General features: G+C 44.1%; 12 protein-coding genes. 3 read left to right on the top strand and 9 right to left on the bottom strand.

All coding sequences use genetic code 11. The features are described 5' to 3' along the window. Window position 1: 1 nt before the first annotated feature. Complete coding sequence (locus ABD894_RS00360) at window positions 2-979, bottom strand: glycosyl hydrolase (RefSeq protein ID WP_345208982.1); 978 nt, start codon at window positions 977-979, stop codon at window positions 2-4. 144 nt (window positions 980-1,123) lie between these two features. Between ABD894_RS00360 and ABD894_RS00355 the strand changes: the two genes are divergently transcribed. After that, the gene (locus tag ABD894_RS00355; RefSeq protein ID WP_345208981.1) at window positions 1,124-3,202 is read left to right on the top strand and encodes a glycoside hydrolase domain-containing protein; all 2,079 of its coding nucleotides are present in this window, start codon (window positions 1,124-1,126) and stop codon (window positions 3,200-3,202) included. A 76-nt stretch (window positions 3,203-3,278) separates the two neighbouring features. Then, window positions 3,279-3,779, top strand: coding sequence for a DUF4251 domain-containing protein (locus ABD894_RS00350; RefSeq protein ID WP_345208980.1), 501 nt, complete (start codon window positions 3,279-3,281; stop codon window positions 3,777-3,779). Here ABD894_RS00350 and eutC read toward each other — a convergent pair. The 7 genes from eutC to ABD894_RS00315 all read right to left on the bottom strand — a co-directional run bounded on the left by eutC (window position 3,776) and on the right by ABD894_RS00315 (window position 15,083). Continuing rightward, window positions 3,776-4,537: an ethanolamine ammonia-lyase subunit EutC gene (eutC, locus tag ABD894_RS00345; RefSeq protein ID WP_345208979.1), complete on the bottom strand. Its 762-nt coding sequence runs from the start codon at window positions 4,535-4,537 to the stop codon at window positions 3,776-3,778. The two genes, ABD894_RS00350 and eutC, sit on opposite strands and share 4 nt — an antisense overlap. After that, window positions 4,530-5,912, bottom strand: coding sequence for an ethanolamine ammonia-lyase subunit EutB (locus ABD894_RS00340; protein WP_345208978.1), 1,383 nt, complete (start codon window positions 5,910-5,912; stop codon window positions 4,530-4,532). The genes eutC and ABD894_RS00340 overlap by 8 nt, the downstream gene beginning before the upstream one ends. 1 nt (window position 5,913) lies before the next feature. Continuing rightward, window positions 5,914-7,266: an ethanolamine permease gene (gene eat / locus ABD894_RS00335; protein ID WP_345208977.1), complete on the bottom strand. Its 1,353-nt coding sequence runs from the start codon at window positions 7,264-7,266 to the stop codon at window positions 5,914-5,916. A gap of 77 nt (window positions 7,267-7,343) precedes the next feature. After that, complete coding sequence (locus ABD894_RS00330; protein ID WP_345208976.1) at window positions 7,344-8,528, bottom strand: MFS transporter; 1,185 nt, start codon at window positions 8,526-8,528, stop codon at window positions 7,344-7,346. Between the two features lie 127 nt (window positions 8,529-8,655). Continuing rightward, window positions 8,656-10,677 (bottom strand): alpha-galactosidase, encoded by a 2,022-nt coding sequence (locus ABD894_RS00325; protein WP_345208975.1) that lies wholly within the window; start codon window positions 10,675-10,677, stop codon window positions 8,656-8,658. An 83-nt stretch (window positions 10,678-10,760) separates the two neighbouring features. After that, window positions 10,761-13,103, bottom strand: a complete 2,343-nt coding sequence (locus ABD894_RS00320; protein ID WP_345208974.1) for a glycoside hydrolase family 95 protein — start codon at window positions 13,101-13,103, stop codon at window positions 10,761-10,763. Window positions 13,104-13,130: 27 nt separating this feature from the next. Next, a complete protein-coding gene (locus ABD894_RS00315; RefSeq protein WP_345208973.1) occupies window positions 13,131-15,083 on the bottom strand; it encodes an SGNH/GDSL hydrolase family protein in 1,953 nt (650 codons plus the stop codon). Window positions 15,084-15,382: 299 nt separating this feature from the next. Here ABD894_RS00315 and ABD894_RS00310 point away from each other — a divergent pair, with 299 nt between their 5' ends. Next, window positions 15,383-16,282, top strand: coding sequence for an AraC family transcriptional regulator (locus tag ABD894_RS00310; protein ID WP_345208972.1), 900 nt, complete (start codon window positions 15,383-15,385; stop codon window positions 16,280-16,282). A 2-nt stretch (window positions 16,283-16,284) separates the two neighbouring features. On the opposite strand, the gene ABD894_RS00305 is transcribed toward ABD894_RS00310, so the two are convergent. Continuing rightward, entirely contained in the window at window positions 16,285-16,863 is a 579-nt protein-coding gene (locus ABD894_RS00305) for a LutC/YkgG family protein (protein WP_345208971.1), read from the bottom strand.

Here is a 16,863-nt window from a genome sequence, read left to right as displayed (position 1 = left end):
GTTATTTCCCCGCTGCAGCCCTCACTTTTAACCTTTTAACTGATTCGGGTTGTTCATCGAGCGTTGTTAATATGCCGCCATCTGGAAGGTTAAAGTAGCATACATAAATGCAGCCGTACTTGCAGGTTTTTGTCCAATTGTAAATGGCATCTATATATTCGGGGCAATCGCCAATGCCATGTGTATCCTGCACTTTGTTGCCTTTTTTAGCTACGTTCCCCCACTCGCCTATGCAGGTTGGCTTTTTATGTTGATCGGCAAATTTGGCCTGCCACTCCAACATGTACGGCTCTTTTATTATACGGCGTATTATTTGTTCCGCTGTCGGGTCGCTATCTCCCCAGGTCATCCCGTAGGTATCCGAACCTATTACATCCACCACATTATCACCGGGATAAAATGGTTCCGGATTGGGTTGCCCTGCGTTAGTACACCAAACAATATGAAGCGTTTGCCCTGCGGAAGCCTGTTGCTTAAACCCTTTTCTAATCAGGGGCACGGCACGCTGCCATGCTTTAACAAACAGATTTGCATCCTGCTTAACCGGGTACATGTTAAACTCCCACCATAAACGGGCATAAACAGTTTTACTGCAATACTTAGCCAAGTTTCGGCCCAATGAAATATAAGTACTGTCCTGCGAACCTGAAATGGATTCTTTCAGCAACTCATTAAATTCATTTTTACTATCTGTGGGGATCAACGGCACGCCAACATCCATCGGTCTGTCGAAATGTTCCCGTTTCCATTTTGGGGCACCGCTGCCTTCTACCATCAGCCAGTTGGCATCGGCAATATCTTTCCATGATGAACGCCCCATCCACGTGCCTAATATTTCTTGCTTAATGCCATACGTCTCGATGCTTTTGCCGCTATTGCCTGTGAGCGTACGGGGCACTTTCGACTGCGAATAACCTTGAAATACGCATACAAACAACGTCAGGCATATTAGAAAACAAGCTTTCAGGGACATTTTCATGAATGGATAGGGTTAATATTGGCCTGTAGTTCAGTAAACTAAGATAACGTTTTTTTACTGCGGATAACGATGTACACACTTGTTACAAACTCAACACAATATTGCAGATCGATTTAGCTATAGTTTTCTTAATTTTCGGGCACCATGAAATTACGTTTTACAGCTATACTACTATCTGCTTTTTTTGCGGCACAAGCACAGCCAAAATCACCCAAAACAACCATGCCGCAACCTGCAAAACTGGTGAATGTATTCTTAGGCTCATCCGGCGATCATGGCCAGATGTCGCCCGCTGCATCATATCCTTTCGGCATGATGAGCATTGCGCCGCAAACCTACCCTAACCTGCACATGGGGTACGAGCATAACGCCAAAGTGTTTTTAGGTTTTACGCATAACCGCATGGAAGGTGTAGGTTGCCAGGGTAGTGGCGGTAATATACTGATCAAACCTTTTTTAGGTACCGATCCCGCTGCTACCAAACTGTTAAAGTCGAGCGAATCAGCTTCACCGGGTAATTACGAAGTTGGATTTTCTAACGGGATTAAAACGTCAATCGCGGTAGCGCAAAACGCAGGTATTGAGCATTATACATTCCCCGCAGGCAGTAAAGGGTTTATGATAGATTTGAGCCATACGCTGGCCAATCGTTTTGTAGCCGAGCAACACCAGTTAGATGATAACTCATTGAGTGGCTGGGTAGAATCGGGCACTACTTGTAACGCGGGTATCTACAGGGTTTATTATTATCTATCATTTAATAAAGCTGTAAAGTTTGTGCAAGCTGCCGAACATAAACTGATTGCAACGTTAAAAAATACTGATACCGAAGCCGATATCAGGATTAATTTTTCATCGGTTGATGTTGAACATGCCAAAGCGGGCATCAACAATGGCTCGGTAAACGATTATAAAGCAAAAAGCCAGCAGGCCTGGAACGATATACTGGGACGCATAGTAGTAAAGGGCAATCCTGAACGGGAGAAAACCTTTTACTCTTTATTATATCGTACCGTGCAATCGCCTTATGTGGTTTCTGAAAATGATGGCAGCTTTCGCGCTATTGATGGCAGCTTACAACAAAGCAAAGACGCAGCTTATAATGGCTGGGCAATATGGGATAACTACCGTACACAACTACCATTATTATCAGTTACTTATCCTGAAAGATATAAAGCTATCGCGCAATCAATAGCTAACCTTTACCCTTATGGTAAAAAAGATTACGCTACTACGCATGAGCCATCAAACACCGTACGTACCGAACACGCCATAGTGGTACTGCTGGATGCTTACCGTAAAGGCTACCCTATTGACTTTAGTAAGATCACCGATTCGCTGATCAACGAGGTAGATAAGCTGGATTTCTCGCACCCGGATAAGGCACTGGAATCAAGTTATGATGCCTGGGCGTTATCGCAAATACTGGCTATTACCGGCAAACAGGAGTTGAGCGATAAGTACAAGCAAAAAGCATTAGGCTCCAAAGAAGGCTGGAACAAGGATTTTAAAGACCTTACCAAAAATGATGTTGACCGTATGCAGGCCCGTGGCTTATACCAGGGTACTATATGGCAATACCGCTGGTTTGTGCCTTTTGATGTAAAAGGATTGATTGAATTAACCGGCGGTAAGGAGGAATATACCAAGCAGTTAGATCGTTTTTTCGACAACGACTTGTATAACCACGCTAACGAACCTGACATTCAGGTTCCGTTAATGTATAACATGACTGCGCAACCCTGGAAATCGCAAAACCTGATGCATAAATATGCTGTGGATACCGTAGTGCAATATTATTTAAACGATAACAGTCGTGGTATAGATCCTTTTGTGGATGTCATCTATCAAAATAAGCCGAATACTTATGTTCGTACTATGGATGATGATGCAGGCGCCATGTCGGCATGGTATGTTTTTGCCGCTTGTGGCTTCTCACCTGCTTGCGTAGGCTGGCCGGTTTATTATCTGAACGCGCCATTGTTCCCATCAGTTACTTTTAAGTGGACTAACGGTAAATCGCTGGTTATCAAAACAGATAACTATACCGACAACCGCCGCTATATTAAGCAGGTAATACTAAATGGAAAAAAACTCGACCGTAACTGGATCACTCAACAGGAGATTATGGATGGCGGTACACTGGTATTTACCACTTCAGATACACCAGTTGAAACCTGGGGCACGGCAAACCAATGGGTATCAGATATTAATATGAAATAAGGCAGACAAAACTTTTTACAGGTAAATATTATTTATACATAATATTCGTTCTATATTTATGTATAAAATCCTAAATATGAAAACCTTAATTAAAGTATTGTTCATAGGCCTTGTTATAGGTATTATGAACCCGGCTGCAGCCCAAACTACCAAAAAAGAAAAGGCCGCCGCTAAAGCAACCGAGGTAAAAAACAAAATAGATTCGGGAAAGTACACCTTTAAAGCCACTTATGTTTTGCCATTGGCCGGCGGGCAACGTTATCTTAATGCCGATTACGATCTGAAGATTGGTAAAGACAGCCTCATCGCTTATCTGCCATATTTCGGCAGGGCATTTTCGGGCGCGGCTATCACACCTTCAACTGATGGTGGTGTAAAGTTTACTTCTACAAATTTCAGTTACAAAGTAACTCCCGGTAAAAAGGGTAGCTGGAAAGTAAGGGCCGATACAAAGGACACCCAAAACAGGGATAAAATAACCATTGATATTTTTGCTAACGGCAGCGCTACATTAATGATCAGCAGCATTAACCGTCAGCCTATTACCTATATCGGTAGTATAGTTACCGATAATTAAGGAAAATATCCTGCCCTGGTGTCATCTTTAAGTTGTACACCGCTTAGCTGCCGCTTAAGTGATTGCTGAACAAGGTAAAACATTTTGGCGGCAGCTTCTTCTAAATTCAAACCGTTGGGGCGAATATTAGATATACAATTGCGCGATTCATCTGTTAAGCCCGGTTGAGGGTTATAGGTGAGATATGCACCCAAACTATCGTGAGCACTTAATCCCGGGCGTTCGCCTAACAGTACCAAAGATATTTTAGCTTTCAGTATCGAGCCGATATCGTCGCCGATGGCTACCCTGCCCTGTTCAACCAGGCAAATAGGCGCCGGTTTTATATTGGCATATTTTAATAAGGGTAAAAATAAGATCAACAGGTCGATGATGTTTTCGTTAACCGCAGTGGCCGATAAACCGTCGGCTATAATGATGGCAATATCATTTTCTGCGGAGTAGCCGCTTAAATGCAGGCACGATTCTTCACTTAAACGCCTGCCCAAATCAGGGCGTTGCAGGTATTGCTCACGGTACCCCGCTTTGCTATGCAGGTGCACCACCGGCAGGTTAAACTGTTTAAAGGCTTCGACCAGTTCATCAAAGTGCAGTTTGGAGTAAACGGCATCCCTTGCATGCGCATGTGCCATTTTAAACTCCAGCGATTGTTTTACCGGGATACTGACCCCGGCCCTGCCCAAAGCGATACGGGCAGCTGTGAATTGCTGCAATGACTGCCACGATTGCGCCGGTTTATCGTCGGGTATATCAGCCATAATTCTCCCAGCTCTTTAAAAGTTTATTGCTGTTATCTGCTATAATATTACCGCTGGCATTGGTAATTCCTTGCCGGATCAACCATTGTTCAAACTCCGGTGCGGGTTTTAAGCCCAGCATTTTGCGGATATACAAAGCATCATGAAACGAGGTAGACTGGTAGTTCAGCATAATATCATCAGACCCCGGAATACCCATAATGAAATTACAACCTGCAACCCCCAATAAGGTCAGCAAGTTATCCATATCATTCTGGTCGGCTTCGGCATGGTTGGTGTAGCAAACATCAACGCCCATGGGCAATCCTAAGAGCTTTCCGCAGAAGTGGTCTTCGAGTGCTGCGCGGATAATTTGCTTGCCATCATATAAATATTCAGGTCCGATAAAGCCCACAACCGTATTTACCAACAATGGTTTAAACTGACGCGCAATGGCATAAGCCCTTGCCTCGCAGGTTTGCTGATCGATACCATGATGCGCATTAGCCGAAAGGGCACTGCCTTGCCCGGTTTCAAAGTACATTACGTTATTACCAACCGTTCCACGGTTTAATGAAAGCGTTGCCTGGTAAGCTTCCTCAATTAAATTGAGATTGATACCGAAGCTCGAATTTGTTTTTTCGGTTCCACCTATCGATTGAAAGCACAGGTCGACAGGCGCGCCTGCATTGATCAGTTCAAGCGTAGTGGTAATATGTGTTAACACGCAGGATTGCGTAGGAATATCAAACTTCTCCCTCACCCCATCTATCAGCCTAAGCAAGTTAAATACTGCCGACGGATTATCTGTAGCCGGATTAATCCCGATAACTGCGTCTCCGCTGCCGTAAAGCAAACCATCTATAATACTGGCCGCTATACCTTTAGGATCGTCAGTCGGGTGATTCGGTTGCAGGCGCGTAGAGAAGTGTCCTTTCAGGCCGATAGTATTTCTGAATTTAGTAATCACTTCGCATTTATGTGCTACCGCTATCAAATCCTGGTTGCGCATCAGTTTTGATACCGCGGCGGCCATTTCAGGCGTGATGCCCTTAGTTATCTTTTGCAGTAGATGGCTGTCGGTTTCGTCGCTCAACAACCAATCGCGAAACTCGCCAACGGTTAACGAACTTATCGGGTCAAATGCTACATAATCATGTGTGTCGATGATGAGGCGGGTAACTTCGTCTTCTTCGTAAGGAATTATGGCTTCACTAAGAAAAGTTCTTAACGGAACATCGGCAAGGGTAATTTGGGCTGCTACACGTTCTTCATAACTTTCGGCAGCTACACCTGCCAATATATCGCCGCTTCGGTGTGGCGATGCTTTTGCAAGCAGGGTTTTCAGGTCATCAAACCGGTAAACCTTATTTTTTATAGTATACCGGTAACTCATGTTATTCGGCTTTAATTATTACGTCCGCCTTTTCAAGCAATACATCGTCCATAATTTTCACTTTATGCTTGCCCATTGCTACAAATATGGCTACACAAGTTATTAACCCGGCTATAAAAACAATGCTTATATCAGGGTTGTAATAAATTATGGCGAATAAACATACGGTAGAGATGATCAGTGCAACAGCCGGAAATACAGGATAAAACGGCGAAGCAAAAGGCCTCTCTAAATCAGGTTCCTTTTTGCGGAGAACGAACAGGCTGATCATGCTCATCATGTACATCACCACCGCGCCCAATACGGATAAGATAATAATTTGGCTGGTTGTGCCTGTGTATAAGGCGGCAAAACTAATAAAGCCCCCGGCCACAATAGCCCAATGCGGCGTTTTAAAACGATGGTTTACTTTTGCAAGTCCGCGGTGTAAATAGCCGCTGCGGGCCATGGCAAATACCTGCCTTGACGATGCCAGTATAGTACCATGAAATGACGCGACCAACCCGAATAGGCCAATACTGGCGAAGACTTTAGTTAAGCCGTTTGATTTGCCTAATACCACGGCTATGGCTTCTGGCAGCGGATAGTCGAGATTGCTAAGTTTACGCCAGTCGGTAATACCGCCGGTGAGTATCATCACCCCTAAAGCCAATAGCACCAATGTAATTAAGGCCGATATGTAACCACGGGGGATGTTTCTTTTAGGATCCTGCACTTCTTCGGCCACCATAGCTACGCCCTCAATGGCCAGGTAAAACCATACCGCGAAAGGTAAGGCCGCGAAAACGCCTCCCCAGCCAAACGGCATCGGGTTGGCCAGGTAATTATCCATTTTAAAATGCGGACCGATAACGCCCATGAAAAGTAGTAATTCGGCCACCGCCAGTATGGTGATGAACACCGAAAACGTTGCCGATTCTTTTACCCCCGAAATATTGAGCAGGATAAATACCACATTAAAAAACATGGCCGATTGTAATACAGACAAAGCCGGATATAAGAAATGCAGGTAACTCCCCAACGCGAACGCTATTGCAGGCGTGGCAAGCAAAAAATCTATCAATGTAGCATAACCGGCCACCAGGCCGCTAATAGGCCCCAAAGCACGATAAGCGTAGGCGAACGCCCCGCCCGCGTGAGGTATTGCTGTGGTTAATTCGGTATAGCTAAAAATGAAGGTAACATACATTACCGTGATGATGAGCGTGGCTATTAAAAAGCCTACGGTGCCTGATACGCCCCAACCATAATTCCAACCGAAGTACTCGCCCGAGATAACCAAACCAACAGCTATCGCCCATAAATGGATCGGTTTCAGAACGCGTTTTAACTGTTCAGTTGCAGGTGAGGCCATGTTTGTATTTTAAAGGCGTTTGCGCCGCCTTAAAATACTCAACTCCCGTGTAAAATCAAAATAAGTTTAAACAGTAATTACGCGCCTGTAGCTTGTACTGCTTTTTGCTTTAAACTACTTAAAGCCAGCACTAATGCCAATACAGCCCAAAGTAATAGTTGCCAGGTAACCATATCCCAGCCGCCTATGCGCCAGCACTGTACACCCGCGAAAGTACCCAAAGCGCCGCCGATGAAATAAGTGGTCATGTAAACTGTGTTGATCCGGCTGTGTGCGGTAGCATCCAAAGTATAAATAGTGGCTACGTTGGTTACGTTTGTGGCCTGTACGCCAATATCAAGCAGTAATACCGACAAAATGAAAGCATATATAGAATGCGGGAAGACCTTCACCACCAAAACACCAGCCAGCACGATCAATACCGTGATCACCTGCGAGCGGGCAGGATTACCCTTATCTGCCAGTTTACCGAAAATAGGCGCAAGCAAAGCCGCCCCAATAGCGAGGATACCAAACAAACCGATGGTATCGGTATTGTAATTAAACGGCGGCGCGCTCAGGTGAAAGGTAAGCGTCGTCCAAAAAGAGCAGAACACTCCAAATACCAATGCGCCAAGTAATGCCGTGCGCCTAAGCAGCGGAAATCTTTTTACCTGTACAAATATAGATTGTAATAGATTGCCGTAATGCCCGCTGAACTCCTGCTTTACATCGGGCAGGGAAAACCTTACCATAAAAACACTTATACCTACCAGTATCGACGATATGCCGTATACGTACCGCCAGCCTAACCATAACGCGATATACCCGCTGAATACCCGAGCCGACAGGATACCTACCAGAATACCTGTAAAAATGATTCCCACTGTTTTACCTTTATTTGCCGGATCGAGCGTGGCTGCCATGGGTAATATTACCTGCGCTGCTATAGCCAACACGCCGGTAAGCAGGCTCATAAAATAAATACCACTAAGGCTTTGTATAAAGGTCATCCCGATGAGGGATAGTATGAGGCCGATCTGTAAAAACTGGATCAGGTTTTTGCGATTTACCTTATCGCCAAGTGGGGTAAGGAAGAACAAGCCCATGCCATAACCAGCCTGTGATAGCACCGATATAATACCAGCTGCCCCTTCCTGAACATGAAAACTGGCAGCTATATCTTTTAGTATGGGTTGGTTGTAATAGATGTTAGCCACACAAACCCCGGCTGTGATAGCCATTATGATGATCTGCGATTTGCTTAGTCCCTTGTGTTGCATGTTGCAAAGGTGCTATTAGGCGTTAATTTTTCTGTTAAAGTATTGCCATAATATCTTTCAAAACCACCGCTAAACAAAAAGATCACCTGTTTTTGGGTGATCTTTTTGTTACATAAGCAGCAAGCGCTTACTTAATATCAAATTTATATAAGGCAGCATCGGCCTGTTTCAATTCTATATTGATGGCAGCATTTGTAAAGGTCGCTTTGTTATTCTGTATAACCTCGGTAGCGGTATAAGTTTTCAATACCGGCAAACCGATCCTCGCGGCATCAAGTTTAAATGATTTGGGCTCGTTACCGTAATTAAATACAGCTACGTAATAGCTGTTACCAATTTTACGGGTAAATACTTCCGAAGCGCCTTTATCGGTATTGCCATCCACAGGCTTAAATGATTTGCCATTGGCCACTACTTTAAGCAATTCGGGATTTTGGTAAAAAGCTTTTGCCCTTGCAGACCATTGGCCGTATGCCGAAAAATCATCGCCAGTAATAAATGTGCCGGTAATAATGCCCGACAGTAACCTTGCCCGGTTAGCCCCCTCCTGCTCGGTAGATAACACAATATGATCGGCATCAACATAATTGTACAAATAGGTTTGCCACCAGCCATACGTTACACTATTTAGGGTGTATTGCGTATCCTTAATGGTTTTAAACGCGTCGCAAGCAATACGGCGGGTATGCACATAACGGCCTGTTGCCAGGTTTGGCGATATGGCAGCATAGATCAGCATTTGATTGCCAAGCTGGTTGATCAGGTATTCCATCCCTTTACGGTAAGCCTGCATACCTGTGGTTACCGTAGTATCATAAAAATGTGTAGATTCTGCCGAAGCATGACCAAGGAAATCTATCTTGATCATTTTAAAGCCGCAATCCTTTAGTTTTTTGATCACCAGAGCGATGCGCTGCTTGGTTCCCGGATGTGTGGGATCCATCGCGCGGGCGCCATCTATATCGTGGTATTTGTCGCCAACTTTTGTCCAAACTTCACCGAAGGTATAATCGCCGCCATCTACCTTTCTATCCGGACCGCCGCCCCAGCCCCAATCGGTAAACGGCGCCCAGTATACACCCGGCTCTAAACCTTTGGCCTTACAATAATCGGCAAACTCTTTCAACTTGCTGAAATCACCATTTAATCCGCCGCGGGTCATGTTATCCCAGTACGAATCCATGTCGATATACGCGGTATTCCCCGATCTGAAATTTTTAAGGCTGTCGGCAAAAAAGTCGGCTACTTTGGTTACTTTTTCATAATTCAGGTGTTCCTGCATTACACCCCAGCTGTTCCAGCCTACGGGTGTGGGTTTAGTCCAGTTGAAAACAACAGGCGGCTCGGCAATACGGTTAGCTTTACCAAACGTTTCGAGTCCTGTTCTCCAATCGGCAAAATACCCAACGAAGATCAATGGCGATTTAACTGTATTGCCTTTAACCATTCCATGCGGAATTTTGTCGCGGGTAACCGCTTCGGCAGAATAACCGGCCTGTACCTGTATAAAGTTGGCCTTATCCGGAAATGCTACTGTGGTAACACCTGTTTTCCATATCGAATGTTCAACAGAGCCCACAACCAAACCATTACGAGCTGTGTTATCGTACACTACACCGGCTTCGGCACTGGTTACATCGGTAGGTTTCTTAAACGGACGGGCATCGTAACTGATAAAGGTATCGTTATCAAAAGGCATAAACAGGCTACGTGTATCGCCGGTAATGTTCTTAAAGTTACCTTCAAAAGGTACCAAATCGTTTGTTTGCAGGTTAGTACCTTTTACAGATACTTCCATAAAGAAGTACTTATACCCGGGATAAGTATAAAACACCTGCTCCATTTGCGGCACATCTTTCCCCGTTAAAGTAATCACGTGCTTTATACCTTTCCCAAACCCTGTGGTAGCAGTTGTTTTACTATACTTTCTTACCGTGTAAGCTTTTGAAGTGATGGTAGCATTGTTCAATTTAACCGACGAAAAAATATTGGTAAATACACTTTCGCCATTATTGGTTACATTAAGCAGACCTTTAGTAAGATCATAAGTAATAAAACCGCTTTTGCCATAAGGTATTTTAACCTGCTGCTCCGCAGATGTATAAATTGCCGGTACCGGTAATGCTGTTGCTGTGTTTGCTGTTAACAAAGCACCGCTTATTAAAGCAGCTGAAATAATTAAAGAAAAGCTTCTCCTCATAAAATGTACAATTGACAGTAACAGGCGTAAATTTATATTTTGGAAGCCATTACTGTGGTAACTTTTCCGTTAAGTTTAATCTTTACTTTGCGTGGCGTGGTTGAAGCTACTTTATAGCTGACCACCTTGCCATCTTTCCATTTCAGATCGACCACAAAGTTGCCGCGTGCTTTAAAGCCTTTTATTTCTCCGGATGCTTTCCAGCTATCAGGTATAGCTGGTATAAAGTTGATGTAACCTTCGTGGCTTTGTATCAGCATTTCTGCTATACCGGCTGTGGTACCAAAGTTACCATCAATTTGAAACGGCGGACCGGCAGATAACAAGTTCGGGTAGATACCGCCACCTGCACCGTAATTAATATCGGTACGCTGGGTGGGTTTCATAATTTCGGTAAACAGTTTGTATGCCCTGTTACCATCGTGCAGGCGTGCCCAGAATAATAGTTTGTACGCGATGGTCCAACTTGGTCCGTCATCGCCCCTAATTTCCAAAGTCTTTTTAGCGGCTTCGGCCCATTCAGGCGTGCCTTCGGCAGTAATTAACGATGCAGGATATAAGCCATATAAGTGCGAAATATGCCTGTGCTGCGGGTCAGTTTCTTTATAATCTTCCAGCCACTCCATTACACGGCCATCTTTTGCGATGTTTACTGCCGGTGATAAACCTTTGATCTTCTCTTTCAACACCTTCCTGAAATCGGCATCAACACCTAACTGCTCACCTGCGATGGTCACATTGTTGAATAGCTCCCTGATGATCTGGTTATCAATAGTAGCGCCAATGCAAATGCTGGCGTGTTTACCATTTGGCAGGTAAAAAGTATTCTCGGGCGATGATGAAGGCGATGTAACCAACCAACCTGTTTTACCATCTTTAATCAAAATGCTACTGTAAAACTGTGCCGAACCCTTCAATATCGGGTAGATTTTTTTCAGGTAATTTTTATCGTTGCTGAAAGCGTAATGATCCCAAAGGTTATTACATAACCAGCCTGAACCGGCTTTGGTTATACCCCATGATGCACTTTCGCCCGGTTCAGTAAAACCCCATATATTGGTAATTACGTGCGCTACCCAGCCATCTGCATTGTAATAGGCTTTAGCGGTTCGTTCGCCCGGTGCAACCATACCTTTAACCAGGTCGGCCAGCGGCAGGTTCAGTTCCGAAAGGTTAGCTACCTCCACAGGCCAGTGGTTCATTTGTACGTTAACGTCAAGGTGATAATCGCCGTTCCATGGGGTATGCACCTGGTTGGCCCATAAGCCTTGCAGGTTTGGCGGCAATAAGCCAACCCTTGTGCTGCTGATGCTCAAATACCTGCCGAACTGAAAGAACAATACAGGCAAGCCTTTATCAGATGCCGGGTTAGCATGAAAAGCCACTAACCTTTTATCAGTCGTCAAAGCATCGGCTGCAGTGCTTTCGCCTAAATTTACGCTGAGCCTGTTAAATAGCTTTTGAAATTTGGCAATGTGCTGCGCTTTTTGAACCTCGTAAGGTTTTTTCATGGCCGCGGCTAAATTCATCTCTATCTTTTGTTTGTATCCCGGATTTTTGAAATCAGTACCGGCAGATATGTAAAGGATAACTTCTGTAGCATCCTTAATTTCCAGCGTGTTATCGCTAGTGCTTTGAGTACCGCCTTTTAACTGCGCCTTTATCGTGGCCAAATATTGCATGCCGATATCAGGCGTACCACTTTTAAGGTCGCCCGATAACTGCAATGAATTTTCAGTGGCCGTTGTAGCCGACCTTTCCGGGCGACTGATACTGATGCTCAAATTCAATTTTCCGGGCTTATCGGCAGTTAACTTTACAATGCTCACGTCATCGCCAAAGCTGGTGAAGTATTCCCTTTTATAAATAACGCCGTCAACGGTGTAGGTGCTTTTGGCTACCGCATTATTGAGCGATAGTTCGCGCTGGTAGCTTTTAAATTCCGCCGGCTGATCTTTACCCTTGCCATAATCAAAGCGGATATTCAGTTCGCCCAATACCTGGTAGCAACCAAATGGTTCGCTGCCCGAGCCAACACCTTTACAAATAAAGTTTTTATCGATCAGGGCCTGCGCCTCATCATTTTTACCTTCCTGAAGCAACCGGCGTATTTCGGGCAGGTTTTTGTAGGCTTCATAATTATTGGCATCCTGCGGCGCCCCCGACCATAGCGTAATATCGTTCAGTACTATCTTTTCGTTGTCAACGCCGCCATCGGGCATCATACCCAGGCGGCCATTGCCCAACGGCAGGGTTTCTTCCCAAATCGCGGCGGGTTTGGTATACCATAGCTTTAACGGCTTGGTTTGCGCCATTGCCGCTGCCGACAGTGCTACAAAAGCAGCGGTAATTACAAGGAGTTTTTTAACAGTCATTTAATTAGGTTATAAAATTGGTTGTGGTTATTTGTTTACCAAAAAGTAAACAATGTGGCAGGCTGTGCCATTGCTTGCATTGTTTTTATTTGGAGTGATCTTTAATATTAAAGTGTGCTTTCCTCTTTTTAAATCGCCCTCGAAAAGCAGGTAGGTTGGTATATGCAGCCAGGTACTGTAAGGCGTAAAAAGGTCGATATCTTTGTAAGTTTTACCATCAATAGTGTACGACACAATGCCTTCATCAGGTCCTGATGCTATGGCCATACCTACTGCGGTACCAGTAAAAGGCAAGGTTAACGTACCACCTGCCTGGGTTGAGTACAACACGGGCACATTGATATAACCGGGACGGGTAGACAGTCCATCTTTCGGATCCCAGTTTTTATCGAGTGTCCAGGTTTTATCAGTTTGGGCATTGGTAATATTGTAGTAAGTGCCGTTTTCAAAGCTGGCTTTGTTTAATAAAGCCGGCAGTTTGGCAGCAGTTGGTTTGTGTTTTGAGTCAGCAGCTTCTTTAAAAGCGGCGAAGAGCAGATCTTTTATGGTGGCGAAGTATAGCTCCTGCCCAAAATGAGCCGGGTGGATATCTTTAAAATCGTCGTTCCAGTTAAATTCGTTGTTCTTTATTTTTTCGTACACCTCCCTGCCTAAGTTGATAGACGGCGAGTTGTAATGTGTTGCCACCAGTTCGTGGTTCTTAATTTCTATGGGTGTGATGCCTTTGGTGTAATCCCCGGTTTTATCACCATCAGCCAGCGACATCAGGATCACTTCCATCATTGGGTTGCTCTTTTTTGCCTGGCGTACTATCCCCTCCAGATCGCGCACCTGGGTAAGGCTATCGGTAAGGTTGCCCCTATCGTTCACCGCGGCCTCAACAAAGAGCAAGTCTACCTTGCCCGAATCCAATATATCACGCTGCACCCTGAACGTATGCGCCAGGCTGCCTAATGAGGGTATCCCAGCGGCAATAAAATGAAAATCCGTCTGCGGATAATTCTCTTTCAGAAAGGCGCAAACTTTATCGCGCCATCCCGGGTTAAATGTGATCGATCCGCCCAGGAAACCAACAGTAGCTTGTTTACGAACAGTTACCGCGTTATAAAAATTAGGCAAGCCGCCGCGCACGGTATAGTATTTATTATAAGGCAGTACAGATTTTACCGGGTATGAGTTGTAATAAATAAAATCGGCAAACTCCTTAGCATGTTTCAATGGAAAATGGTGCCCGCTTAATTCCTGCGGGCCTTCGGTAACCGGGTACGTAGCAACCGGGCCACCTAAAGCGATATATCGCTCTGCAAAGAGCAAACTATTCTCGGCAGGCGGCGCCAGTTTATCATCCAAACCGATCACATTCATTACCGGTACCTTAAAAGATGCCAGCCCTTCGAGGTTATCAATCGGGTTATCCTTATAACTGATAGCTTGTTGCTCGGTAAAGTTATAAACCTGTTTCAGCTGTTTCCATAAGGTGGTATCGCCGGGACCCTTGCCTTTATTGCCCGGCCAGCTTTTAAAATCGTAAACAGGGGTTTCGGCATAAATACAGTTCACCTTATCCGGATTTCGCTTGGCCCAGTTTAGAGCGTAAAGACCCCCACGGCTTACGGCCTCTAAACTGGTTTTTGGTGCCAAAGCAATATTTTTAGTAAGATACTGATAGAATTTATCCCAAACCTGCATAGCATACGGGCTGCCGTATTGATCATCTACACTCACATAGGCAATATAAAATCCTCGCGACAACAACATAGTATCCATTTCGATATGCCAGTCGGCAAACGAAGCGCGCCATACCCACGGGTTACCCGGCAGTGGCTTTGCAGGTTTTACATAGTAAGCTTTATGAGCACCGATAGTAAAATTTACCTGCTCAAACCCGTTCCATTTACCGGTGGTGGTTTGTGCTTTAGCTTTTACACAAAAAGATAACGCAGCAATAAATATTACTAAATACTTGAACTTGATGATCATTGATCAGGATTTTAAAATGGCTATATTCGGTTTGATAAAAATATTACTGTACTATTCTATCTAAAATGGATTAACCTTTAAATTAGATGGATAATGCTGTTCTACTTATTTCACCAACGAAATTATAACATTACCGCAAGCATAAATTAAGTGATTTATACTTTGTATTAATTCATTTTATCAATATGTATGACAAAATTTGATTTGCCGTTTAATTTTTTTAATATAGCATTGCCATACAGCCGTAAACCCTGTAATGGAGTATCCTATTATTGTTACATATTGTTACTATATTCTTGATGAGCAATGTTGTTTTAAAAAGAAGAGATGGGTTTGAGGGTGAAAAGTTCATCAGTATACCGCAAAAGGTTTGGAAGGATGTGTCGAAAAGAGATCCTTCTTTCTTTCAAATTTTCATTACGCACATAGGATATTTCCCCCGGGCACACTTTCATTACCGTGAACGGCGCAAGGGCTGTGAGGACAATATTTTCTTTTACTGTCTGCAAGGTAAGGGCCATTACATATTGGATGATAAGCGCTATGAAGTAGTAGCCAACCAATATGTTTTTATACCCGCCACCGATAAATATATACGCTATTGGGCTGATAGCGACGATCCATGGACTATTTACTGGGTACATTTCAGCGGGGATAACATGAATGGCTTTAACAGTTTTCTTAATTTAGATGCGCATAAGGGACCTGTAAGTATCCCCTTTAATAATAAAGCAATTGATATATGGCACAATATATTTCAGTGTCTGGAGATGGGTTATAGTATTGAAAACCTGTGCAATGCCAATTTTTGCCTGTATAATTTCATAGCTACCTTTCTATTCCCCGAGAGCCATATTACAGTGGCTAAAGATGAAAGCACCGATGTAATTACGCTTACCATTGTGCACATGCGCGCCAATTTGGATAAGAAATTAACAGTAGAGGATATGGCGAAGCAGCATAACCTTTCCAGTTCCTATTTTTCTATCCTGTTCCGAAAATCGACCGGGATGCCCCCTATTGATTACTTCATCCACCTGAAAATGCAGAAGGCCTGCCAACTATTGTATTCGGATGAAACCAAGATCAAAAATGTAGCCATGGAACTCGGGTATGACGATCCTTATTATTTTTCGCGGATCTTCAAGAAATTCATGGGTACATCGCCCGAGCAATATCGGTTAACGGCCAAGCGATAATTTTATGGTAAAAGGAAGATACTTAAGCTCCTTGGCCCATGCGCGCCTATAACCAGCGATTGCTCGATATCGGCAGTTTTTGATGGCCCGGCAATAAAAGCGCTGTAGCCATAATCACTGTCGGCTATGATTTCATAAGCATCCTGCATCAACCGTACTATTTTGCTTTTCTCTATAATGAGTACTAAATGCTGGCAAATGAAAGGCAAAGCCCTATGGCCTAATACATCCTCGGTTACCCATATAGCGCCATTTTCGGCAACACCAAAATGCCCTCTTATTATAGCTACGTTTACATCTTCAAATGTATGCGGTACAGCGGCGGCATAGGGCTCGCCGATATTTACACCTTCAACTACGCTAACTATGCGTCCTTCTTTATCAAATAATTCGGCTATTTGCGGGGCTATTTCTTCAAGCTGGTTTACCTCGTATACCTTTGCGCCAATAGTTTGGGCTGTCGTAATAAACTTTGAAACCGGATCGGCATCGGCAAAACCGAATATTACACCTTCGGGTAATATGGTAGGTTCCGGCTGATTTTTTAGAATATCCTGTAGTATCTTATCTCTGCTGTTCAC

This window comes from Mucilaginibacter gynuensis (assembly GCF_039541195.1).
Lineage (GTDB): Bacteria > Bacteroidota > Bacteroidia > Sphingobacteriales > Sphingobacteriaceae > Mucilaginibacter > Mucilaginibacter gynuensis.
This window is presented reverse-complemented; position numbering and strand designations above follow the sequence as displayed.